Origin of the sequence: Secundilactobacillus kimchicus JCM 15530 (assembly GCF_001433995.1) — a bacterium.
GTDB lineage: Bacteria > Bacillota > Bacilli > Lactobacillales > Lactobacillaceae > Secundilactobacillus > Secundilactobacillus kimchicus.
The window spans coordinates 114,309-136,504 of the sequence record NZ_AZCX01000003.1 but is presented as its reverse complement, the minus strand read 5'-3'; the positions used below and the strand labels follow the sequence as shown (position 1 = coordinate 136,504).

The 22,196-nt window shown below is 48.2% G+C and carries 22 protein-coding genes; 8 read left to right on the top strand and 14 right to left on the bottom strand.

Going from position 1 to position 22,196, the window contains the following annotated elements:
• Positions 1 to 48: 48 nt before the first annotated feature.
• From FC96_RS05225 to FC96_RS05190, 8 genes are all read right to left on the bottom strand, one after another.
• Complete coding sequence (locus FC96_RS05225; RefSeq protein WP_268872572.1) at positions 49 to 312, bottom strand: zinc-binding dehydrogenase; 264 nt, start codon at positions 310 to 312, stop codon at positions 49 to 51.
• 386 nt (positions 313 to 698) lie between these two features.
• On the bottom strand, positions 699 to 2,072 hold the full coding sequence (locus tag FC96_RS05220; protein ID WP_054660190.1) for an FAD-binding oxidoreductase: 1,374 nt from the start codon (positions 2,070 to 2,072) through the stop codon (positions 699 to 701).
• Between the two features lie 25 nt (positions 2,073 to 2,097).
• Positions 2,098 to 3,273, bottom strand: coding sequence for a pyridoxal phosphate-dependent aminotransferase (locus FC96_RS05215; RefSeq protein WP_056942259.1), 1,176 nt, complete (start codon positions 3,271 to 3,273; stop codon positions 2,098 to 2,100).
• A gap of 18 nt (positions 3,274 to 3,291) precedes the next feature.
• On the bottom strand, positions 3,292 to 3,954 hold the full coding sequence (locus tag FC96_RS05210; RefSeq protein ID WP_056942258.1) for a methionine ABC transporter permease: 663 nt from the start codon (positions 3,952 to 3,954) through the stop codon (positions 3,292 to 3,294).
• A complete protein-coding gene (locus tag FC96_RS05205) occupies positions 3,951 to 4,973 on the bottom strand; it encodes a methionine ABC transporter ATP-binding protein (RefSeq protein WP_056942257.1) in 1,023 nt (340 codons plus the stop codon). Before FC96_RS05205 ends, FC96_RS05210 begins: the two co-directional genes overlap by 4 nt.
• Before the next feature lie 10 nt (positions 4,974 to 4,983).
• Entirely contained in the window at positions 4,984 to 5,820 is an 837-nt protein-coding gene (locus FC96_RS05200) for a MetQ/NlpA family ABC transporter substrate-binding protein (protein ID WP_056942256.1), read from the bottom strand.
• A 374-nt stretch (positions 5,821 to 6,194) separates the two neighbouring features.
• Positions 6,195 to 7,520: an MFS transporter gene (locus tag FC96_RS05195; RefSeq protein ID WP_054660188.1), complete on the bottom strand. Its 1,326-nt coding sequence runs from the start codon at positions 7,518 to 7,520 to the stop codon at positions 6,195 to 6,197.
• Between the two features lie 200 nt (positions 7,521 to 7,720).
• Complete coding sequence (locus FC96_RS05190; RefSeq protein WP_054660186.1) at positions 7,721 to 9,064, bottom strand: uracil-xanthine permease family protein; 1,344 nt, start codon at positions 9,062 to 9,064, stop codon at positions 7,721 to 7,723.
• 364 nt (positions 9,065 to 9,428) lie between these two features.
• Here FC96_RS05190 and FC96_RS05185 point away from each other — a divergent pair, with 364 nt between their 5' ends.
• Positions 9,429 to 11,036, top strand: a complete 1,608-nt coding sequence (locus FC96_RS05185) for a hypothetical protein (protein WP_054660184.1) — start codon at positions 9,429 to 9,431, stop codon at positions 11,034 to 11,036.
• Between the two features lie 101 nt (positions 11,037 to 11,137).
• On the opposite strand, the gene FC96_RS05180 is transcribed toward FC96_RS05185, so the two are convergent.
• A complete protein-coding gene (locus FC96_RS05180) occupies positions 11,138 to 11,965 on the bottom strand; it encodes an alpha/beta hydrolase (protein WP_054660182.1) in 828 nt (275 codons plus the stop codon).
• Between the two features lie 220 nt (positions 11,966 to 12,185).
• Positions 12,186 to 13,025, bottom strand: coding sequence for an aldo/keto reductase (locus FC96_RS05175; RefSeq protein WP_056942255.1), 840 nt, complete (start codon positions 13,023 to 13,025; stop codon positions 12,186 to 12,188).
• Positions 13,026 to 13,156: 131 nt separating this feature from the next.
• Between FC96_RS05175 and FC96_RS05170 the strand changes: the two genes are divergently transcribed.
• A complete protein-coding gene (locus tag FC96_RS05170; RefSeq protein WP_056942254.1) occupies positions 13,157 to 14,071 on the top strand; it encodes an EamA family transporter in 915 nt (304 codons plus the stop codon).
• Between the two features lie 82 nt (positions 14,072 to 14,153).
• Here the strand turns inward: FC96_RS05170 and FC96_RS05165 are convergent, their stop codons facing one another.
• From FC96_RS05165 to FC96_RS05155, 3 genes are all read right to left on the bottom strand, one after another.
• Positions 14,154 to 14,423: a hypothetical protein gene (locus FC96_RS05165; RefSeq protein WP_056942253.1), complete on the bottom strand. Its 270-nt coding sequence runs from the start codon at positions 14,421 to 14,423 to the stop codon at positions 14,154 to 14,156.
• Positions 14,423 to 15,064 carry a DUF6198 family protein gene (locus FC96_RS05160; RefSeq protein ID WP_476748570.1) on the bottom strand — a complete coding sequence of 214 codons (642 nt, stop codon included), beginning with the start codon at positions 15,062 to 15,064 and terminating at the stop codon, positions 14,423 to 14,425. Before FC96_RS05160 ends, FC96_RS05165 begins: the two co-directional genes overlap by 1 nt.
• 262 nt (positions 15,065 to 15,326) lie before the next feature.
• Positions 15,327 to 17,132, bottom strand: a complete 1,806-nt coding sequence (locus FC96_RS05155) for a glycerophosphoryl diester phosphodiesterase membrane domain-containing protein (RefSeq protein ID WP_056942251.1) — start codon at positions 17,130 to 17,132, stop codon at positions 15,327 to 15,329.
• A 123-nt stretch (positions 17,133 to 17,255) separates the two neighbouring features.
• Between FC96_RS05155 and FC96_RS05150 the strand changes: the two genes are divergently transcribed.
• The 6 genes from FC96_RS05150 (at position 17,256) to FC96_RS05125 (ending at position 21,583) form a co-directional block, all read left to right on the top strand.
• Entirely contained in the window at positions 17,256 to 17,567 is a 312-nt protein-coding gene (locus FC96_RS05150; protein ID WP_054660179.1) for a nucleotide pyrophosphohydrolase, read from the top strand.
• A 93-nt stretch (positions 17,568 to 17,660) separates the two neighbouring features.
• On the top strand, positions 17,661 to 17,984 hold the full coding sequence (locus FC96_RS05145) for an ArsR/SmtB family transcription factor (RefSeq protein WP_056942250.1): 324 nt from the start codon (positions 17,661 to 17,663) through the stop codon (positions 17,982 to 17,984).
• Between the two features lie 60 nt (positions 17,985 to 18,044).
• Entirely contained in the window at positions 18,045 to 19,262 is a 1,218-nt protein-coding gene (locus FC96_RS05140; RefSeq protein WP_056942249.1) for an NADH:flavin oxidoreductase/NADH oxidase family protein, read from the top strand.
• A gap of 66 nt (positions 19,263 to 19,328) precedes the next feature.
• On the top strand, positions 19,329 to 20,390 hold the full coding sequence (locus FC96_RS05135) for a lipoate--protein ligase (protein ID WP_054660175.1): 1,062 nt from the start codon (positions 19,329 to 19,331) through the stop codon (positions 20,388 to 20,390).
• Position 20,391: 1 nt separating this feature from the next.
• A complete protein-coding gene (locus tag FC96_RS05130; RefSeq protein WP_082593333.1) occupies positions 20,392 to 21,234 on the top strand; it encodes an ion channel in 843 nt (280 codons plus the stop codon).
• 64 nt (positions 21,235 to 21,298) lie between these two features.
• Entirely contained in the window at positions 21,299 to 21,583 is a 285-nt protein-coding gene (locus FC96_RS05125) for a hypothetical protein (protein WP_054660173.1), read from the top strand.
• 39 nt (positions 21,584 to 21,622) lie between these two features.
• Here FC96_RS05125 and FC96_RS05120 read toward each other — a convergent pair whose 3' ends face one another.
• Positions 21,623 to 22,180 (bottom strand): hypothetical protein, encoded by a 558-nt coding sequence (locus tag FC96_RS05120; RefSeq protein WP_054660172.1) that lies wholly within the window; start codon positions 22,178 to 22,180, stop codon positions 21,623 to 21,625.
• Positions 22,181 to 22,196: the final 16 nt, after the last annotated feature.

The window sequence follows — 22,196 nt, the reverse complement described above, 5'->3', positions numbered from 1 at the left end:
CAAATATGGGCATCCGGCAAAATTCGGATGCTCATATTTTGTGGTCTCCTATTTGTTTACGATAACGACTTTACCCATCATATGACCATTTTCTACCATTTCGTGTGCCTGACGTAAGTTAGTCGCATTAATTGGCGATAGAACTTTTGTGACGGTTGAGTTAATTTGGTTTTCATCTAACAATTTTGCGATGTTTTCCAAGATATTGTGCTGGGAAATAAGATCTGATGTTTCAAAATAAGATCTTGAGTACATCCACTCCCAAGAAAAATCGGCTCTTTTTTCAAAGCTATCACCAAGTTGAACTGTTATGGATCCTTTCAGCAGATTTAAGTTCCCGGGATGTTAAATGAACTGATCCGGCCATTTGTTAATGAAGGCCCTTGCCACAAAACAAAAAACCCACAGCCATTCAGGCTGTGGGTTAGGTTGCATCGTTAGTGATCACTCAGTTAACCGACAAGTTGAGATAACGACCAGTTGATAAAAAGTTATCAGGACTGTGGGGGAGCCGTTACTTGCCATGCATGTCTTAGTGTGATTAAGGAGTGTAACTTGTTTTGGAGGTGTTACCCTCGTGATCACATTGCAAGCATATCATCCTAGCTAAAAGTTGCAAGCTGGCAGTTTAAGACCTGCGATTTTAACGTGTCTTAGTTCCTAAGACTCCTGATATATCAAGGCTTAAAAGCATTTTTCTAAATCTTGCGGCCGGGATTTAAAATGCCGTTTGGATCAAAATCGGCCTTGATCTTTTTCTGAATGGCGACGACATCTGCCCCTAATTTGGGAGTAATCCAAGCGTGTTTGATTTCGCCAATGCCGTGCTCGGCGGAAATGGTGCCATCGACTGATAAAGCAAAATCGAAAATTTTATGAATGGCGGCCTCGACGTCTTCTGGGATGCTGGTGACGTCTTTAGGGATTGCAATATTGGGGTGGAAATTGCCGTCTCCAGCATGACCACCTAAAAAGACTTTAACGGGGGTCGTAAATTGAAGCGTTTCGACAAATGCGGCGAGATCAGGTAACTTGGATAGAGGAACGGCGATGTCTTCAACCACAAGCCGGCCGTAAGCCGCCTCGGCCTGATAGTAGTCTTGGCGAATTTTGATGATTTTGGTAGCGTACACTGGATCGTCGGTGACGTTGATCTGGCGGGCACCGGATTCGGTCAATAGTTGTTTTAGAGCGTCCAGGGCGCCAACTGGGGCGACGTCAAGCTGAAAGATCAAGAGTGCTTTGGCGCCGTCTTTTGCGAGCTCAATGTGCTCCAGTTGATCAAGGGCTTCAATTGATGTGTCGTTTAAGGCTTCAAGCATGGCAGGATATAACCCACTACCCGAAATCTTCTGAACGGCTTTGCTTAGGGCGGCCATATCTATGAAGGTTGCTAAGCCAGTAATGGGATTACCGAAGGGCACGGGTAACAGGCGGACAGTTGCCGTGACGATGATTCCCAGAGTACCTTCTGAACCGACAAATAAATCAGTTAAGTTATAGCCAACATTGTCTTTGAAAGTGTGGCTACCAATATTTATGAGTGACCCATCAGCTAAAACGACTTGGAGGCCGATAACGGATTGCTTAGTCGTACCGTATTTGAGGGAACTCATACCGCCCGCGTTTGTGGCGATATTGCCACCGATTGAACTAATGGGTTTGGAGCCAGGGTCCGGCGCGAAGAAGTAGCCTTGTTTTCGGGCAGCTTGGTCGAGGTCACCGTTGAGAACGCCAGCTTCTACAACGGCGTACTGGTTGGGAATATTGATATTGATGATGTGGTTTAAGCCGCTTAGGTCTAAGACGATGCCGTCAGTTAATCCGGCTGAACTGTTAACAATGGAAGTCCCAGCTCCCCAAACAGTCAGCGGGATGTGATGCTGATTAGCGTAGCGCGCTGTCGCTTGGACGTCAGCGACGCTCTTGGCGAAGACGACGGCCAATGGGGTATTAGTGGTAATTACTTCTTGAGTGTACACGTTTCGACCAAACTGAGTACGGGTTTCGACGTCTGTTTTAACCGTTCCGGTTGGGAGTTCTAGGTGGATTGATTGGCTTTCGAGCGTCATTTAAGTCGCGTCCTTTCCATGACGATTATCGAGAGAACAAGTGTAATTGGCCAATGCGCTGACAGGCTTCACTGAAACGGGGTTCGTCAATTAAGAGACCAACCCGAACAAAACCCTCGCCTCCGCTACCAAATCCATTACCAGGAGCGACGGCTACTGCGGCTTTTTCCAGTAATAAGTCAGTAAACGTTTCACTAGTGAAGCCTTCGGGAACGGGCATCCAAGCGTAGAATGAGCCACCTGAAGGGTAGGGTTCCCAGCCAATTTGCCGGGCTGCTGCATAAAAGTCATCGCGGCGCCGCTGATACAGACTGACAAGATCGGTCACGGTCGACTGGTCACTTTGTAAAGCCGCAATTGCCGCTTTTTGAATGGCCGGGAAAACGCTGACAAACAAGTGGTCTTGGATGAGATTGAGGGCTTCAATCATATCGGCGTTCCCCACCGCGAATCCAATGCGCCAGCCCGCCATGTTATAGGATTTTGATAGGGTGTACATTTCAATACCAACATCCTTAGCACCGGGGGTCTGTAAGAAGCTGAGTGGCTTGTGGCCGTCGAACCCAATGGCGCCATACGCGAAGTCGTGGACGACCCCAATCTGATTAGCCTGAGCAAAGGTGACTGTATTCTTGAAAAAATCACTAGTTGCAACTGCACCAGTGGGATTGTTTGGGTAGTTCAGATAGAGCAGTTTAGCCTGCTGCTTTGCATCCTCAGACAACTCGTTGTAGTCGGGTAAGAAATGGTTCTGTTCTCGGAGCTTGATTAGTTCAAGCTTTACCTGAGCAAGGGCAACTCCGGATAAATAATCGGGATAGCCTGGATCGGGCAAAATCATGGTGTCGCCAGGGTTCAGAAGTGCGAAGGGTAACTCAACGAGACCGATTTTGGACCCGCCGAGAATGGCCACTTCGGTCTCTGGGTCCAGAGTGACATTGTATTCTCGCTGGTAAAAATCAGCGGCAGCCTGTTTGAGTGCCGGATCTCCCCGGAAAAGGGAATACTTATGGTTAGCCGGGTCGGCGGTTGCTTGTTGCATGGCCTGGACAATAAAGTCTGGGGTGGGCTGGTCAGGATTACCTTGTCCCAAGTTGATGACATCAGCGCCAGTTGCAGCTTTGGCGTTAACCTTTCGGACTAAGTTGGCAAAAAATTGTTTTGGCAGTGACTGTAAGACTTTTGATGCTTCGAATTTCAATGGTGGGCCTCCTAATGGCTAAGCTCGGGTGAAATGGGCGGCTAAGCGGTCGCCAATCCACTGAATGACTTGAACAATGATGACTAAGATGATAATGACGCTAATTAAGACGCCGGTTTCGTAACGGTTGTAGCCAAACTGAATGGCCAGGTTCCCAATCCCACCAGCACCAATGGTTCCGACCATGGCGGAGTAGCCAATCAAGCTAATAATCGTCAAGACGATGCCTCGAATGAGCGCTGGTAATGCTTCCGGAAATAGCACTTCCTGAAAAATGAGCCAGAAACTGGCGCCGGTTGAGCGCGCTGCCTCAATGACGCCTTGATCAATTTCGGCAAAGGCGCCTTCAGCTAAGCGGGCAAAAAACGGAACGGCGGCCACGGTCAGTGAGACGGCCCCGCCCATTGGCGTGTAGGGGTCGCCAGCCACCCATTTGGCGAACGGAATTAAGACAACCATCAAGATTAAAAACGGGAAGGAACGGATGGCATTAATAATGAAGCCCACAACCGTATTGACGACGGGTCGTGGTGAAAACAATGGGCTAGCAAAGTAGTAAAGAGCAAGGCCAATAATGGTGCCAAAAATGACGCCGATGAGCCCGGAAATAAAGACCATTTCAAAGGTCTCCCAAAGTGCTTGGCCTAAATTTTGCTGCAAAATAGTGAGGGTTTCGTTCATTTTGGTGTCACCTCCACTGAGTTAACTTTGGTTTTAAAGGCCGTTATTGCACGTATGACAGCTTCCGGTTCACCGGTGACGAAAACGGACAAAATGCCAATGGCTTGATTATGAATGAATTCAATCCGACCTTGTAAGATACTGATTTCGACGCCGGTGTCGCGGGCAATCTCAGTGATGATGGGGTTCAGAGAATCATCCCCCTGATACTTAAGGGTTAAAATTCGGCCGGGAAGGTTGGCTAGCCAGTGAATGACATCATCGGGTAGCTGGGTTGTCAAAAAGCGGTTGACCAGACGGGTTGCCATGTCGGATTGCGGACGAGCAAACAGGTTGTAGGCCGTTGTTTGTTCGACAATCCGGCCGTTTTCCATCACGGCGACTCGATCAAATAGGTCCTTAGCAACCTCAAGCTGGTGGGTAATGAAAACAATGGTGATGTTAAGCCGCGTATTAATATCCTTTAAAATAGTGATGATTTCTTCGGCGGTCTCCAGGTCCAGTGCACTGGTTGCTTCGTCACAGAGCAGAATCTCGGGATCGTTGGCCAGGGCTCGGGCAATCCCGACCCGTTGCTTCTGCCCACCTGACAGCTGGGTGGGGTAGGTGTCTTTTCGGTCTTGGAGACCGACCCGGCCCAGCAACTCGTCAATTTTTTCGGGTTGTTGTTTTTCCGGATAACCGCCGGCTGTAAGAGCAAAGGCGATATTTTGGGCAACGGTCCGGTTGTTAATCAGGTTAAAATTTTGAAAGATAAACCCAATTTTCTTGCGCGTTTCAGATAGGATTTTCTTATTAGCATGGGTGATATCGACGCCGGCGACGTTAACGGTTCCAGTCGTCGGGCGCTGAAGACCGTTGATGGTGCGGACTAACGTGGATTTGCCAGCTCCTGATAGGCCGACGACGCCGTAGATTTCACCCTTTTCAATCTTGAGGGAGACGTCTTGAACGGCTTTCACATCGCGGCCCTTTTGGTTGAAGGTCACGGAGACGTCATTGATTTCGATTTGACTCATGCGATCCCTCCTAACGCCATGAGGCCGGTTTTTGGAAGTCCTTGAACTCAGATTTCGCAATGGCATCTTTAAAGGCTTGGCTGGTTAAGACACTTTTAACGGCCTTAGCAAAGTCACTGTTTTTATTGCTGGACTTAACCACGAAAACGTTGAGGTAGTCGGGCTTGAGGTCTTCCATAGCCAGCGCGCTAGTTGGCTTAATGTTGGCGTTCCACGAGAAGTTCCCTGGAATTAACGCTAGGTCGACGTTACTACGAGATTGTGGTAACTGAGCGGCATCTAACGTCTTGAACTTGAGGTTCTTCGGGTTTTTAGCCACATCAGCCAGACTTGCTGTTGCCACATTAATACCAGACTTCAGGGTGATCAACTTATTGGCGGCCAAGAGTTGGAGTGACCGTGCTAGGTTTGATGGATCGTTAGCAAGTGAAACGGTCGCGCCATTTTTTAGCGTCTTCAAGCTCTTAACTGTCTTGGAATAAATCCCCATCCCAAGGGTTGGCACTTTATCGAGTGCCGTTAACTTTAAATGGTTTTGTTGACTGAATGTTTGTAGGTAAACGGTGTGCTGGAATAAGTTAGCATCAATTTCGCCAGAGTTTAAGGCTTTGTTGGGCTGGATGTAGTCGTTAAACTCCTTAATTTTAACCTCGTAGCCCTTCTTTTTGAGGAGGGGGCCGATCACGTTTTTGGCCATGTCTCCATAGGGCCCTGGCGCGACACCAACCGTTTCAGTTTTCACACCATTGGTGCTCTTGCTGCTGTTGAGGCGACTCACGGTAAAAATACCTGCGAATAAGACGACAATGACCCCGAGGCCAATTAACCATTTTGTATTTCTTCTCATTATTAACAATCCCCTTAAATTAAAATGCCACAAACAAAAACGCCGTCCCTATCTTTCGATAAAGGACGACGTTAAGCCGTGGTACCACCTTACTGAGCGGCTACGAGGCCACCCACTTCATTCGCTGTTGTAACGGACAGTACCGGAATTGGCTTGTCAGCAAACGCGCGCTATTTGCTCACTCACCACTTCTTTTAATTGAAGACCATCTTCTTAACCACCCTCGGATCGCCTCTCAGCCATGCGGCGACTCTCTAAGCCTGATTCGGGTTAGTACTCATCTTCTTGATTGATTCAATGAGTATATTATGAGCATACAGTGAGATTGTGTCAAGAATAAGTGTTAAAAAATTAAAATCAAATGATAACCAGCGCTAAATCATCTGGTTATCAGGTGTTTTCTCCGTTGCTTCCCGTTCAATTTCAGAATGAGCTGACGTTTCGAACATTCGCCAGTAAACGATGAACGAAACGAAAGCTGCTGCTGCCACGTAAAAGAAAAAGAGTGATTCGTGGTTGATGGATCGCAACCACAGCGCCACGTATTCAACGGTGCCACCAAAAATGGCAACCGTTAAGCCGTAGGGTAACCCGACACCTAGGGCGCGAATCTCAGTAGGGAAGAGTTCGGCTTTAACGATGGCGTTAATTGAGGTGTAGCCAGAAACGATGACAAGACCGAACAACATCAAGAAAAAGGCTGCCCAAGGTGAGTGGACGTGGGCCAATACGCTAAAAATGGGCACGGTGAACAGGGTGCCACCGATACCGAAGCCCAATAAGAGTGGCTTACGGCCGATTTTGTCGGATAATGCCCCGAAGAGGGGTTGTAAAATTAACATGAGCAACAAGGCGGTGAAGTTGATCACTGCGACCGTCTTAGGATTAAGTCCAGTGGTGTTAATCATGAATTTTTGAAGATAGGTGGTGTAGGCGTAAAAGGCGATGGTACCGCCAAACGTCATGCCAACTACCGTCATAAATTGTTTGGGATATTTCATGAGCAAGCCCAAAGTGCCGGCTTTTTTATTTTGCTTATTTTGGGTTTCAAACTGATCGGATTCTTCCATCGTTAGTCGCAGCCACAAGACGATAATGGCACCAAACCCGCCGACAATAAAGGGAATTCGCCAGCCAAAAGCGTACAGTTGGGCCGTTGACAAAAAGCCTTGGAGAATAATTTGGACGAGTAGTGCAAAAAGTTGCCCGGAAATGAGGGTCACATACTGAAAGGACGAGTAAAAGCCGCGGCGCTTAGGAGAAGCCATTTCAGAAAGGTAAGTTGCACTGGTGCCGTATTCGCCACCCAGTGATAACCCCTGAAACAAGCGCGTGATGACCAAAATAATCGGCGCCCAGACTCCGATGGTGCGATAGGTTGGAATTAAAGCGATGACAAAGGATCCGGTGGCCATAATGACAACGGACAGCGTCAAAGCAGCCCGTCGACCGTGACGATCAGCGAAACGGCCCATAATGAACGACCCAAGCGGGCGCATTAAAAAGCCAACTGCAAAAACAGCCGCCGTGGATAACAACTCCGCGGTTTTATTTTCAGCCGGGAAAAAGGCGGCGGAGAAGTAAACAGCAAATGAGGCGTATACGTACCAGTCAAACCATTCGATCATGTTTCCCAAAGAACCCTTGAGAATGTTTGCGGCGACCCGTTTTTCACTGCGGGGTGCAGGCGAGCTAATCATAGGCAGTCCCTCCTAAAATGACAAAACAATTAGAAAACGATTAGGATAAGTGTAGAACAAACGGACTATTTATTCAAGGGGTGAATATATTTTCGTCAATTGATTGACAAGCGCAAGTGGCTAAATGATAGTGTCGCCAGTGTTTAGGGTGATGAGAAATAAAAACCCCCACCTTGGGTCACAGGGTGAGGGTAATCAATTTAAGGTTCGGTTGCAGTTGCGGGTTGCTTCGCGCTGGGCATCAAAAGGTTGATGATAATCGCGGTCACAGCTGCAATGGTGATTGGTGATCCCAGCAAGTATTGGACAAGCTGGGGTGTTTCGTGAATAACGCTTGTTGGAACCAAGATGAGCGCCATTGTCATAATGATTGGAATTCCGATGACGTACATGGTTGATTCGTTAGTTTGAAGATATCGGATTACGTTGAGACCATTTAACATGATCATCACACAAATAATCGAGAAAACACCGCCGATGACAGGAGCCGGAACAGCTGATAAAAAGGCGGATAATTTACCACAGAACCCTAAAACGATAAACCAGATACCAGCGGACATGAAGACCCGCTTGCTGGCAACACCGGTGATGGAGATGACCCCGGCGTTGGTTGAGTAACCCGTTGTTGGGGTGGCCCCTAACAACGCGGCTAAGAGACAGCTGATACCTTCACCGATGATCCCGTGATTCCACTGTTTATTGGAGAGTTTCTCGCCAGTAACGGCACTCATTGCAAACCATGTTCCGGTTGTTTCGGTCGTCAGCACCAGATAGATAATGACGAAGGTTAAAATTGCTGGAATTGAGAAGTGAATACCATAGTGTAGCGCGGTAAATTGTGGCAGGCTAATCCAGGCCGCGTGAGAAACCGCTGACCAGTCAAACATGCCCATCATACTTGCTGTCACTGTGCCGACAATCAGTGAAATAATGATTGAACTAATCCTCAGCACTTTTGAAAGCTGTGGGACCCTAGCACTAATGATCATCGCAATGAGCATGGTTAAGCCCGTAATTGTTGCGAGCAGAATGTTTTGGTTCACATTGCCGCTGGCCTTAAAAATGTTGTCATTAAGCGCGGACGGCAATAAGGAAAGCCCCACGCAGGTAATAATGGTACCCCCGACGATTGCTGGGACCAACTTTGAAATCACTTTTTGAAAAATACCGGATAGCCCGAAAATAATGAGCATTAGCGAGCCAACGATTAAGGAGCCAATGACCGTTGCCATCCCACCATTGGGACCGCCATTAGCAAGGTAAACGCCCGCCACAGCACCAATTGGCACAAAAGACGGTCCTTGAGAGACGGGAATTTTCAAGAAAAATCGCGTTTGCAGAATCGTCCCGATGCCAGCCGCTAAAAAGGCCGCTTGCAAGAATCCGCTTTTTTCTGCAATGGACATGGATAATAATCCAGCGATGATAATTGGTGGCACGTACACGTCCATAGCGAGTACGTGTTGAAGCCCAAGCACCCCTGACTGTCCCAACGACACATTATCGTTAGGACCATACAACAAGCCGTTCTTTGATTCGGTCATGTCAATCTCCTTTGGATGGGAACCGGTAATCCGATTCGGTGTTTTAGAATAACAATAATAACGAGAAATAACGAACACTATTAGTTATTTGAATATTAAAGTTCGCCATTTTCTGATTGACGTTATTATAGAGAGCTATCGATAGTAATGCAAGAGTGAATTACCGAACAAACGTTGTTATGACACTATGTAAGCCTTTTCGTTACCGTGACGGGGGCTTCATGAAAATATGATAAGAGAAGTGCTCGGTCGCAATAATTAAGCTTGATAATATCAAATAGTGGATTTTCAAATCGATTTAATATACGATGTGTTTACAATTCTGGGTGGATTGTATTCTAATATAACAAAAGGGGGAACAACTATGCATAAAAGATATGCTACAACAATTGCGCTATCTTTGTTTAGTACGTCGCTCATCTTTGCCGCAATGGGGCAGTCATCTGCGCAAGCACAAACTACTGATAAAGTGGTTCAAAGCACGGTAGTCGGCACACAGCCGGTGATTGCTAGTGACGATGAGGCGACGACGGCAACTACAGCCGCAAGCACCAGTGACCAAGAAGTGCCGACAACTGAGTCGCAATCAGATTCAATGACCAGTTCGATAGCCGCTAACCCCAGTCAGTCAACCAATTCTGATTGGGGTCAAGCTGAAACGGTTGGGGCGGACAGAAACCATGACTTGAATGTCCAGGCTACACCGTCAGGCAATTTACAAGCGGCGCCAGCGGCGACTGAGGCAGTGCCGGCTCAAACGCCGACAGTCGAGGAAGCGTTACCGACGACTGCGACAGGGAGCCACGGCGAGAGTGCGTCGGTACCAACAACGCATGAGGACTCGCATGGTGGTATTGACGCGACAGTTGATAGTACCATTGACCTCGGAATTTCCAACCTGGGGGAGGCTTCTCAGAACTATGATGATGCAATCACGACGAACACGACGTTGCAAAAAGCGGCGAGTGGGTTAGATCAGATTGTTAAAACGTCGCAGGGTAATGTTACGGCGCTATATAATACTAAATCTGGTGAGATGGTCTTAACCGCAAATAATAAAGTGTTAACGGTCCCCAAATTTGGCTCTGTTAACCTAACGGATGATAGTGGTCATGTGTGGGACGTCTATAATCTAGCGGATGGTAAAATGGGCGTTCAAGACGCCGTTGATTCTAAAATTCAACGAACCGCAAATGCCTCCGTTGCTGAATCGGGGTTAAATGTAGCGGCCGCTGGTACCTTGGCAGCCGCTAATGGTGTTAACCTAGTGGCTGACGCCGGCGAAGAAGTTGTCGGCGATGCGGTTAATTTAGCCATTGACGCTGGGACTGTCATCGCCGGTGGTCTGGCAGCCATTCCACTGGTGGGGTTGGTTGCTGGGCCAATTGCAATCACCTTAAACGCCGTTAGTAGCCTAGTCCATGGTGGCTTTTATGCCTGGGGGAGCGCTCGACGGACAATTGTCCAAGCACCAGCTGTTTTAGCCAATGTGGGAGGGACTGTCGTTAATGGTATGAATGTCGGGCTTCGAACAAGTAACGCTAACGTTACCGGCTCGCCAACCGACGCGGCCTTAGCCGGTGAAGCACAGCGTCAAGCGGTGGGCTCACTGGCGGGGACGGTTGCGACGACTGGCAGTATTGCTCTGAATGGCGGTCTCCAAGCTGGAACCTTTGTTGCTCACGCAATCACTGAAGGGCTGTTCTTTGCAGTCGAAACAGGTCTGGCTTTAGCAGGTATGATTCCGTTTGTTGGGATTGTGACCTACCCACTAGCTGGGTTGACGTTTGCTATTCACAAAGCTGTGAATGCTGGCCAACGCCTGGCCGATGAAGCGCGCCGAGTAGCCGTCTTGGGGACGGGGGCAACCCTGGCTGTCGCCGGTCCAATAATTAATGCTGCTCACTCTGTTGGGCTGAATGCTCAGGCCCAGCAACATAACAATGACACGTATACTTGGAATTTAAAGTAAACGTGGTGGGTATCTAACTTACCTATCAATTCAAATAAAAGCAGAAGTTAACTTGATCGGTTTTTCCGTCAAGTTGACTTCTGCTTTTTGTTTGTTAGTTGTCATAGTTTAGCGTGGTGCGCTCTTGGATTTTGGCCCAAATACGTCTCAAAGAAAGCTAAGGTTGGCTCTTGGGCAATGGCCATGTAGGCTTCACCGTGGCCGTGTCCCGTGACGAATTGGACGACGGACGGGATGTTGTTTTTAATTAACTCGGCTTGTAATCGTTGGACTGCATCATTTGGTGATAATTCATCTAAGGAATTGGCGAGATACATGGGCCCAGCTTTAGCGTCAACCCGGTTGAGCAACGAGGCCTTTTGTAACAGGGCGTTGTCGCCATTGACGTAGTTTAGGACGAACCACTTGTAATAGGGATCGTTACTCCCCGTCTGGTTGATTTGGTCCACTGGGGTGCCAGGGATTGGGGCGTTTTTGTTTGAAGCAACGACGTCCGGATGAGTTTCAATCCAGTGATCTAAGTCGATAATGCCGGACCATGAGGCAATCGGGATGCCCGTTTGCATACCCAGTTCAATGGCTAAGTTACCACCGGACGACATCCCGGCGGCCCCAATTTTGGTCCGGTCAAAGTGGTAATCTGAGGTCTTAATCCAGTCGTAAACCGTTAGCATGTCTTCAACGGGAGCGGGGTACAGATAATCTGGTGCCAAGCGATAATTGGGCACAAAGACGATGTAGCCCTGTTTTGCAAATTCGTTGGCCCAGTTGACTTCCTCTTCTTTGTAACCGAGCCACCAACCGCCACCATGAATGATGATAATGGCTTTTCGGTCGTCTGAAATGGTGTCAATATCCTGATAAATATCCAGTGTCAGATCATAGGTGCCGTCATATTGGACGTCCCGTTCAACATTTATGTTTGTCATTTATGATTCCCCCAAAAGTAAAGTAATGAGCTAACTCCTATTGATTAATCAACAGGAATTAAACCATAAGCGCTACGGTAGCGTCAAACATTTACCCTCGAAAATGAAACCGATACCAGTTAAACTAATAATATGCAAAAAACACACTTAACTAGACGCCGATGCAAACCATAAAAAGCGCCTGTCGTTAATGATCGACAAGCGCTAGTTGAACTGATGATTACTCAAATTCTTCGTATTCGTTTGGATCCTGACCGTCGACGCGGCCATCTGGTTTATTTAACCCGTCAATGATTCGAATTTCTTCAGGGGTTAACCGGAAATCGAAAATATCGAGATTGTCGCGCTGATGTTGGAGACTGCTGGATTTTGGTAATGGCACCACGCCGCGTTGCGTATGCCACCTCAGGATAATCTGACCAGCGTTCTTGCCATATTTCTTGGCGAGTTCTAGAATTGCGGGTTCTGTCAGCGCTGCGCTACCACGACCGAGGGGGCTCCAGGCTTCAGTCACGATGCCCCGGTCTTTATTGGCCAGCAACCGGTCGGTGTTAATCCAGTAAGGGTGAATCTCAATCTGGTTCACAGCGGGGGTAACACCGGTTTCGTTAATGAGGCGATCTAAGTGGTCAGGTTCAAAGTTTGAGACCCCAATGGCCCGAATCAGGCCCAGTTTTTGGGCGGTAATTAAAGCTTGCCAGGCTTCAACGTAGTGGTCGCGTTTGGGCAGTGGCCAGTGAATTAAAAAGAGATCAAAGTAATCTAATCCCATTCGGGCTAGCGACTCCTCGATTGCCTTAAGCGCGTCGTCGTAGCGGTGGTACTTGCCAGGCAACTTCGAGCTGACGAAGAAATCGCTACGGGGGACGCCAGAGCGGCGGATGGCTTTGCCCACAATCCCCTCATTATCGTAGTTCGTTGCACTGTCTAGCGAGCGGTAACCGTCCTGAATAGCAGCTAGAATTTGATCGAGACCAGCGCCACCACGAATTTGGTAGGTGCCTAATCCGATGGCTGGCATTTTGTGACCATCATTGAGTGTCACGGTTGGAATTGTCATATACTACGCCTCCTAGTTTGTTTGGTTCTAGGGTAAAGCATTTTTCGAGCGGGGTAAACCGAACCACATTATTTTCTGTTTAATCTTATGAGATGTTGTAAGATAGTGATTAAACAATTGGAGGTGGTGTGATGGCCGCAAAAACGAAAGGCGTCTGGCTGGCCATTAGCGGCTGTATTTGCTGGGGTGCCTCGGGGGCATTTGCCCAATATCTATTTACCCATCAAGGCGTGACGCCCAGTTGGCTAGTGGGCATGCGGTTGGCCATTGCCGGGGTTTTGCTGCTGATTTGGAGTGGTGTGACGAACCCGGGTCAGCTGTTTAGTATCTGGCGTCACCGGCGCTCGGCAGGCCAACTGTTGGCCTTTGCCCTTTGTGGGATGGTGCCCTCACAGTTTACATATTTTTCAGCCGTGAATTACGGCAATGCTGCTACAGCGACAATTTTGCAATTCACCGGGCCATTATTTATCATTGGAGCCTTAGCGGTCATTCACCGACAATGGCCGCGGCGAATTGACTTTATCTGCGCACTGATTGCGTTATTCGGCGTTTACCTAATGGTGACTAAGGGCCACTTAACGAGTCTGCAATTGGCGCCATTAGCCGTCTTTTGGGGTGTTTTAGCCGGCGTTAGTCAGGCGTTGTACACCTTGATTCCGATTCAGTTATTGCGCCATTTTGATGCAAAATTAGTCACCGGATGGGCGATGTTGCTCGGGAGTCTCATTTTTATGCCCCACATCGCCACGAGTCCGGTACCGCCACTTAACGCGGTTGGCTGGGGTGGCGTTGTGTTCGTAGGGGTTATTGGAACCATGTTTGCCTATCTCCTGTATCTCGATAGTTTGCAATATTTACAACCTGCCACGACGGGCATGCTGAGTTCGTTTGAACCCCTTTCGGCGACGTTGATTACGGTGGTTGTGTTGCACACGGCTTTCGGGTTGCCGGAAGTAATGGGTGGGTTATTGGTGCTGGCCACCGCATTTTTACAGGCTTTTTCGTCTAAGCCGTTAACGCGCGTCAAGTCAAAACCGGTTTAATGATTTTTCGAGACTGGCTTAAAAACCCGATTATCTCAATTGAGGAGATAAGCGGGTTTTTAGCGTTAGTTATTTTGTCCGGCTAGCATGGACAAATGATACGCGTTGAATTAACGGAAATCAGGGTGATGAAGGCGGTTAGTAGGAGGCCTAAAAGACCGAAGTACCAGAGGTTTGAAAATAATAATAATAGACTGATGAGTAGTGCAACCACGTTGAGGAGGTACCACGGCAGTAACAACAGAACCTTTAACCAAGTCGGAACGTTTTTTTTAGCCCAAAAGCCTTGAAAATCAGCCGGGCTCGTTAAAGTCACGAGGTCGCCCCAAAAAGAAAGAAACAGGTCGAACATTATGAATCCTCCACGATGTTTGATCGGAAATTATGCTTCAAAGTTGGCCAGATATGTTCGTCTGACCAAGCAATCATAAAACCGTTTCCTAAGATCGAAAATAAGGTTGCAATGTTAACCGAGTCGATTTGACCGGTATTGAAAAAAACGATCGCAATGGCAATGATTGGGGGCATAAAGTCGATGAGTTGTGAGGCCGTGGCATTTCCGTGAACGTACAGAAATCGTAAAATGTTAGTCGTATCATCGTTGGGGTGCATGACGATATTTGCGCGCTGATAGAGTGAAATACCAATACAGAAGAGAAAAATGCCTAACGCACTGACAAAAGTCCGCACCACGACGGGGAGATCGCCGATGCCAATTGCGGCAAACCACCGGGTAAAGAATTGAACGATGGTACTGAAGAAAACGATAAAACACATCTCGCCGACAAAGCGGATGATATCGAGACGGCGGATGAGAAACTGGTTTGTAATGGCATTAATCGTACCAATGATAAATAGCAACGTCCCAAGGGGCCAACCCACCCAGCCGCTGATATTGACGGCTGAAGCAGTCCAGACACCGCTTCCCATGTGACCAGCGACGGATAGTGCGTTTCCAAAGGCATTAAAAAATAAGCCGAATAACAGGCCTATCCAACGCTGTTTTAATGTATTTTTGATGGTGGGGCACCTCCTAATGAATCCATTTTAGCATGGTTATGAAGCAAAACAAGGCAGATCACGGGACAGTTAGTGTTTTTAATGTGGTTAGTCAGAAAACCTCGTCGTAAAAAGGGAAGCAGGCTTGGAACTGTCGTGTAAAACGGAAATTGGTCCATTGGCGGGTAAGCGGCTTAGAGAAATAGAAAAGCTCAGTCTCAATTATGGACTGAGCTTTTTTGACGTCAATGGCGAATTAGTTTCCCTGTTCGGAATTATCATTTTCCAGTTGGGAAGCGTAAATTAACAGGCGACTGGCATAGCTAGGGTGATCAAAGTTTTCTTTGATCGTTTCTTGCAAGTCACTCAAATTATCGGTAATGATGCCGTCTACGTTGAGAAAAATCATGCTCTGCATGTCATCTTCATCGTCGACTGTCCAGGCGAAGACCGCTTGGTTCTCGGCATGCGCTTGGTTGACAAAGTTGTCATCCAGCGTGGTTTCCTCCATAGTGTAGGCGTTAGCCTTGGTCCGCGGGAACGTCAAGTTGTACGGTAAAATGTAACTGACATACAACTTAGGTGCGTGCTTTTTTAAGCCACTTATCACGTGATAATCAAGGGAGTGAATCCGATCGTGATCTGCCAATAGACGGTCTTCATAGCGATTAATAAACCGGGTCAACATGTCTTTGCTATCGTGCGGCGTCGTTTTGATTTCAACTAATAACCGCTGATGGTGTTTTTCGGCAGCCGCCAGGTAAGCATCAAAGCTTGGGACCCGCGCATGGTGGCCGTTCTCCCGTGCGGTAAGGTGAGTGAGCTGCTTTAAAGTGAGTTGATAGGGCGCCTTATTGACGCCGGTGAGGGCCTTTAAGTTTTCATCGTGCATGACCACAAACTGGTGATCCTTGGTTTCGTGGATGTCCATTTCAACGTAAGCGGGCTTTTCACGACTCGTTTTAACGAGCGCCGGGATGGTATTTTGGACGCCATTCTCATCGTCAACACCACGGTGGGAGATTGCAAGAGGCCGTGATAGCATGGCGCCTTGAAGGTACATCACGTTGTAAGTGACTTGGCCTGCCATGAACACCAGGATGAGGCTAAAGGCGAGCCAACGGACGCCCTTAGAGCGTGATAGCGCCGTGTTTAAGCGTGGTTCATTCGAATCAAGCGGCACCTGTTGTTCGAGGCCGTGGAGGAGCATTAAAATAAAGACAACCAGGACGGCAGCCGCCACGAGTTGCGTCCAGATGGAGAGAATGGCCATATTCACAACGGCACCGGTAAACGCGACGATATTTTGCCCTTTATCTAGTTGAAGTTGAAGAAGGTACAGGCCGATTGACATACTGAGCGTCGCCACAACGCCGCTTAAACCGATAACCCCGGACCGCCAGAAGTAAGCCCATGTGTGATGTCGAGTAAAGTGCCAGCTGGATCTTGCGGCCTGAAAACTTCGTTGGCGGTTAAGAATCATCAAAGGTAAGACTTGGACGAACCGGATTGCTAAATAGGTTACTATCAGACCCCCAATGAAAATGAGGGCTGCATAACCTGGATTGTTCGCTAGATCTTCGAGAATAAAAGTGGGAATCTGCACTTTAGCTAAGAGCGGCGAGACTAAAAATAGGTTAGAAAAAGGCAGGACGATCACAAAGTATGGGATGAATAGCAAAAAACTACTAAATCGCAGATGCCCCAGTGATTTTAGAGCCTTTAAGGTGACGCGAGTTAGGCGTCGATCGTGGTTATGGCAGATGCCTTCAATCCCTAATAGCATAAAGCTGAACTGCCAAAACACCAGTGCCAGGATGACGAGTGCAAGGACCAATAGTTCCAAGGTTGCCACCGGTCGCTGGGTGACTAGCCAGCCGACGTTGGTATAGGAAATATAGGGAATGTGATTGAGGAGTAAGATAACCTTGGTAATCCATCGCATTAGTGGGACGATAGCGAGGTTAAGCACCAGGTTCATGACGATGATGAGGGTTAGATACGCGCCCCAATTTTTAAAGAAGCTGCCAAAAGATTGTCGAAGTAACCGCTTTGTGGACATGTCGGACGCCTCCAAGAATTTTAGATAGTAAATCTATTATGCCACAAACCATGAGCGAGATTACCATGATACACTTGAAGAAGCGGTTAAATCCGCTGAATTGGCAAACGACTGGAGGTTATCATGGACTATCAAGACGTCGAAAAAGTATTACGGGCATTTCGCGACGATCGAGGGTGGCAAAAGTACCACACCCTTCCTGCGTTATCACGGGCACTGTCGATTGAAGCGGCGGAAGTGAGTGAACATTTCTTGTGGCGGGACGCTGAGGATGGCGCCAAAGACGCCGCTGATTTGCAGGCTCTCAAAATGGAGATTGCAGACGTTTTAGCGTATGCGTACTTTATGTGTATGAAGCTAGATGTTGATCCAAATGCGCTGGTCATGGAAAAAATGGCGATTAATCAGCACCGACATTGGGATCAAGAAGATTAAGATTGATGATGGGTTGACGAATGATTTGAACCGTGTTTTAATACGTTTAAACACTTAAACGCTAAATGCTGAAAACAGTTTGGAGGTGGCCCATTGGCAGAACGAACGATGGCAATTTTTAAGAAAGGCGAACCAGCCTTTAACATGATGACCGATGAAAATCGGCAACAGATTATTGTGATGCTGTGTCGAGGTCGTCAGATGACCGTCAACGAAATTACGGACCAGCTAAAGCTATCACGTCCAGCAGTCTCTCACCATCTGAAGTTACTATTGGATGCGGGCTTAGTGACCGTTACTAAAAAGGGAACTGAGCGGTATTACACCAGTCATATGGACGATGCATTAGCTTTGATGAAAGACCTAGTGGCATCCCTTGAAGAAGATATTGAGATCGGCAGAAATAAGGCCAAGTAAGGCTTTATTTTTTAGCATTAAATGTTTAAATTATTAAACCAATAAACGGAGGACTTTATGATGACTCAATCAGTATTATTTACCCCATTAACGCTAAAAAACGGTGTGACCATCAAAAACCGCATTTACAAACCCGCGATGTCGGAAACGATGGGTGATGCGCAGTATCGACCGACTCAAGAACTCGTTAACTTATACGGTAAGTGGGCGGAAGGCGGTACTGGCTTGCTCATTACGGGGAATGTGATGGTGGATGCTAACGCTCGTGGTGAACTGGGAAATGTGGTGATTGAAGATGATCGAAATCTGGATCGGCTAAAGGCGTGGGCCGCCGCCGGTCAAAAGAACGGTGCTCAGACCTGGGTACAGCTTAACCATCCTGGTCGCCAAGCGCCCAAAACGGTCAGCAAACAGCCCGTGGCGCCTAGCGCTGTGCCATTGACGGGACCCAACGCATTTGGCTTTAACCCGCCACGGGCTTTAACGAAGGCGGAAATTAAAGCGATTGTTAATCGATTTGCGGTCGCTGCTGACGTCGTTCAACGAGCTGGATTTGGTGGTGTTGAGATTCATGCGGCCCACGGTTATTTGCTGAACCAGTTCTTATCGCCGTTAGCGAACCGACGGACGGATGAATACGGGGGTTCACTGGAAAACCGGATGCGAATTCTAAAGGAGATTTACCAAGCGATGCGGGCTCGGGTCGGGGCCCAGTTCCCGATTGCGCTGAAAATTAATTCGTCCGACTATGTTTCTGGCGGGTTTAGCGAGGAAGATTCCATCGAGGTCATCCATGCAATGGCCGATCTCGGGGTGGACTTAATCGAAATCTCAGGCGGCAATTACGAATCGCCGGTTATGCAAGCTACGACGAATAAGGGGGCCTTCTTCGTGGACTTTGCCGCCAAAGCGAAAGCGGGCATTGAGACGCCAATCATGGTGACCGGAGGCTTTTCTAGTATTGCCGGAATGACGAAGGCGGTTGCCAACCATGAAGCTGAAATGGTTGGAATGGCGCGGGCTCTGGCACTGGTTCCTGATTTACCTAATCAAGCACAAGCCGGAACGTTCGCCGCGATTCAGTTGGACCACTTGTCCACGGGCTTTCCACGGTTGGACAAGAAGGTGGGGTCGTTAATTGGATTAAGTTACTATGAATTACAGATGAAACGAATTGCGGCAGGCAAACCAGTGAAGCGGACGACTAACGCCTGGGGACCACTTTGGTTTGCAATTCGCGAGCAGGGATTGGCGACCTTAAAACCACGGCGAGGTTAATAGTAACCAGCGCATTTTATGGCGAGTTGAGCTATACTTTTGGTAGACAAAACTGGAGGAATCGCCATGAAATTGTTAGATCTCACCCGAAACGGCCAACCAGTGACGGACGTGGCCACCGTTGAAGCCGTTAGCACCTACCTGATGCAGACCAATCCGTTTAGTGAAAACACCCTGTTTATGGCTCGCAACGAACCGGCTGTCGTGATTGGTAAGTATCAAGACGCCTATGTTGAAGTGGACTTAGACTATTTACGTGCTCACCACATCAAGCTAATGCGCCGAGCAGCTGGTGGCGGTGCCGTTTATACTGATCTTGGTAATCTAGTGTATATGTTTCACGTGGTAGAACCGCAGGACCAACACTACTGGTTAGACTTTAAGCACTATGCGAAGCCGTTAGTCACGACATTGACCGATCTCGGAATTGACGACGTGGGCGTCTCAGGTAGAAATGACGTGACCATTAAAGGTAAGAAAATATCTGGAATGGCGGCCTTTCAGCAGAAAAATCGGTTTTCACTTGGGGGGACTGTTCTTTTTGACGTGGACACCGAGACGGCGGGGAAAGTTTTAACGCCGTTGCGTTCGAAATACGCGTCCAAGGGCTTGTCCTCAGTGGCGAGTCGCATCATGGACATTAAACAAGCGTTACCAGCGACTAAAAAGGCGTTACAAGCGCAAGATTTCATCGACCGGTGGCTGAAGACGATCTTTAACGTTTCGACGGTGACGGCCATTCCAACCGTGCAACTAAGCGACACTGATTGGGCTGCCATTGATCAGTTGGTGGCGGATCGGTATGGTAACGACGACTGGAATTACGGCTCACGCGCTCACTTTGACCGGTATGTCAGTCATCATTTTAAGCGGGGCACGGTGGCGTTTAACTATGATGTAGCGGATGGTCAACTCGCCCACTTTACCGTTTACGGTGATTTCTTTACCGGGGTGCAAGATATCTCAAGCAAGGAAGCGGGACTGATTGGCACCAAAATGGAATCAGAAGCGCTCAAGGAAGCCTTTGAAAACAGTGGCTTTGGGATGGTGATCCCTTGGCTATTGCCGGCGGACTTTGCGGCCATGTTGCTGAATCCGGAGAAGTACGACGTGGTGGAGAAACGATGATATGAAAGCAAATCAGAGGTGGCAGACGCTTTATGAGTTGCTCATCGTCTTTTTAGCCCTCTTTTCCATTGGATTGGTCATTTTTGATTTTATTGGGGCAATCGATATTGATCGTGGTCTCTGGATGGCTGTGGACGACCTCATCTTGGTTGTGTTTACGATTGACTATTTTGCGCGGTTATTCATTGCCAAAGATAAGTGGGGGTTCTTTAAGACCCACCTTTTTGATCTGTTGGCGATTTTGCCATTCAACGCGGTCTTTAATTTCTTTCGGATTGGTCGGGTTGCCCAATTAGCACGGTTGGCGCGACTACTACGATTGATTGGGTTCACTGGCAAGACCCAACTTGGCCTTAAGCGATTACTGCGAACGAACGGTTTGATTTACCTCGTATGGATTACCTTTGCCCTCTTATTGATTTCCGCAACGATTTACTCGTATTCGGAAGGAATTAGCTGGCCTAACTCAATGTGGTGGGCCATTACCACGGCCTCAACGGTTGGGTATGGTGATATTTCACCACATACGTTACTCGGTCGGATTGCAGCTGCCGCACTGATGCTGGTCGGCGTCGCGTTTATTGGGATGTTGACCAGCTCCTTGACGGCTTACTTTGCCAAGGATGACACGCAAGCGATGCGCCAAGAACTATTGATGACGTTGCGGCATATTGAACGCCGACTGAATGAAGTTGAGACACCGCAGTTAATTCGGGAGTACAAGGCACTGCTGGACGATGGCTTAATTACTGCAGAAGAATTTAAGGCGAAGCGTGAGGAACTGTTGCGATTGCCCGTGGCTGAAGTCCGGCAAGACAAGCCGGGCCCCATCGCAAAATCTTAGTTTGACCGAGTTATTGTTTCACGTGAAACATTTTCGTGAGACCTTTAAACGATAGGATGAGGATATGGCACGATCTTGGAAATGGTTTTCGGTAATTGGAACGGTACTGTTTGTTGTTAAAGGTATTCAGTGGAGCATCCGGTACAACTTTTGGCAGCCCATTGTCGGCTTTGGCGGTCTCGGATTAGTTGCATGGGGATTACTTGCCATTTGCCGTTATCAGCAACCGGCACCACCAACTTCCCGCCGTGATGAGCAAGAAGCCCTCGACGAGGAAGAGGAAATGCATGTGATTGATAACACCCGAACCAACGGCGAAAATGATGATTGGTTTGATGATTACAGTTAAAAAAAGCAGAATTCCGGCTGACGGAATTCTGCTTTTGTGTTAGGCCTTCTTGACTTTTCCCACCGCAATTGGCAGGGTGACGTGTTGGTCGTAGTGGCCCACTGCGCCAGCCACGGTATCGGGTAAGTTGAGGCTGTCCTCAACGCCATGGATGTAGACCACGCGCTTATCCAGTTCGAGATCGTCGGTGCCAAACACTTGCTTAAACTGAGCCTTTAAGGCATCCAGCGGCACGTGCTTTTCATAGGCGAAGTGGCCGTTGGCGTCTGATACGGGATAGTTGTCGTTTGGAATGTTCATCTCGTGTGGGGCGCCATCAAACGGGACCATCGTGGTTCCGGAAACGGCTTCAGTCTCGGGTAAATCCACAAAACCGTCGCCGTTGACATCTTGGGCTTCAGTCGCAATGGCGGCGTCTTGTCCGCCAGGAAAACCGTGAAAATGCTCCCAGTGCTCAGTGTTAGCGGGGGTATCGAACATTTCAATCTTAATGTCCAAGCTGTCGGCCGTTTCGGTGAATTCAGCCGTACCATGAGCGGCTGTTCCGATTTTGGTGGCATTTAGGGGGACAATTTCGGCAATGTATTTTTGGGTCATTTGCAAAACCTCCAAC

Excerpts from the sequence above, each read along its gene's own strand:
- FC96_RS05155 (WP_056942251.1), bottom strand. The coding sequence starts at position 17,132 with ATGTCCACAAAGCGGTTACTTCGACAATCTTTTGGCAGCTTCTTTAAA.
- FC96_RS05190 (WP_054660186.1), bottom strand. The coding sequence starts at position 9,064 with ATGACCGAATCAAAGAACGGCTTGTTGTATGGTCCTAACGATAATGTG.
- FC96_RS05200 (WP_056942256.1), bottom strand. The coding sequence starts at position 5,820 with ATGAGAAGAAATACAAAATGGTTAATTGGCCTCGGGGTCATTGTCGTC.
- FC96_RS05220 (WP_054660190.1), bottom strand. The coding sequence starts at position 2,072 with ATGACGCTCGAAAGCCAATCAATCCACCTAGAACTCCCAACCGGAACG.
- FC96_RS05150 (WP_054660179.1), top strand. The coding sequence starts at position 17,256 with ATGGACTATCAAGACGTCGAAAAAGTATTACGGGCATTTCGCGACGAT.
- FC96_RS05195 (WP_054660188.1), bottom strand. The coding sequence starts at position 7,520 with ATGATTAGCTCGCCTGCACCCCGCAGTGAAAAACGGGTCGCCGCAAAC.
- FC96_RS05135 (WP_054660175.1), top strand. The coding sequence starts at position 19,329 with ATGAAATTGTTAGATCTCACCCGAAACGGCCAACCAGTGACGGACGTG.
- FC96_RS05205 (WP_056942257.1), bottom strand. The coding sequence starts at position 4,973 with ATGAGTCAAATCGAAATCAATGACGTCTCCGTGACCTTCAACCAAAAG.
- FC96_RS05175 (WP_056942255.1), bottom strand. The coding sequence starts at position 13,025 with ATGACAATTCCAACCGTGACACTCAATGATGGTCACAAAATGCCAGCC.
- FC96_RS05140 (WP_056942249.1), top strand. The coding sequence starts at position 18,045 with ATGACTCAATCAGTATTATTTACCCCATTAACGCTAAAAAACGGTGTG.
- FC96_RS05185 (WP_054660184.1), top strand. The coding sequence starts at position 9,429 with ATGCATAAAAGATATGCTACAACAATTGCGCTATCTTTGTTTAGTACG.
- FC96_RS05180 (WP_054660182.1), bottom strand. The coding sequence starts at position 11,965 with ATGACAAACATAAATGTTGAACGGGACGTCCAATATGACGGCACCTAT.
- FC96_RS05170 (WP_056942254.1), top strand. The coding sequence starts at position 13,157 with ATGGCCGCAAAAACGAAAGGCGTCTGGCTGGCCATTAGCGGCTGTATT.
- FC96_RS05130 (WP_082593333.1), top strand. The coding sequence starts at position 20,392 with ATGAAAGCAAATCAGAGGTGGCAGACGCTTTATGAGTTGCTCATCGTC.
- FC96_RS05125 (WP_054660173.1), top strand. The coding sequence starts at position 21,299 with ATGGCACGATCTTGGAAATGGTTTTCGGTAATTGGAACGGTACTGTTT.
- FC96_RS05120 (WP_054660172.1), bottom strand. The coding sequence starts at position 22,180 with ATGACCCAAAAATACATTGCCGAAATTGTCCCCCTAAATGCCACCAAA.
- FC96_RS05165 (WP_056942253.1), bottom strand. The coding sequence starts at position 14,423 with ATGTTCGACCTGTTTCTTTCTTTTTGGGGCGACCTCGTGACTTTAACG.
- FC96_RS05210 (WP_056942258.1), bottom strand. The coding sequence starts at position 3,954 with ATGAACGAAACCCTCACTATTTTGCAGCAAAATTTAGGCCAAGCACTT.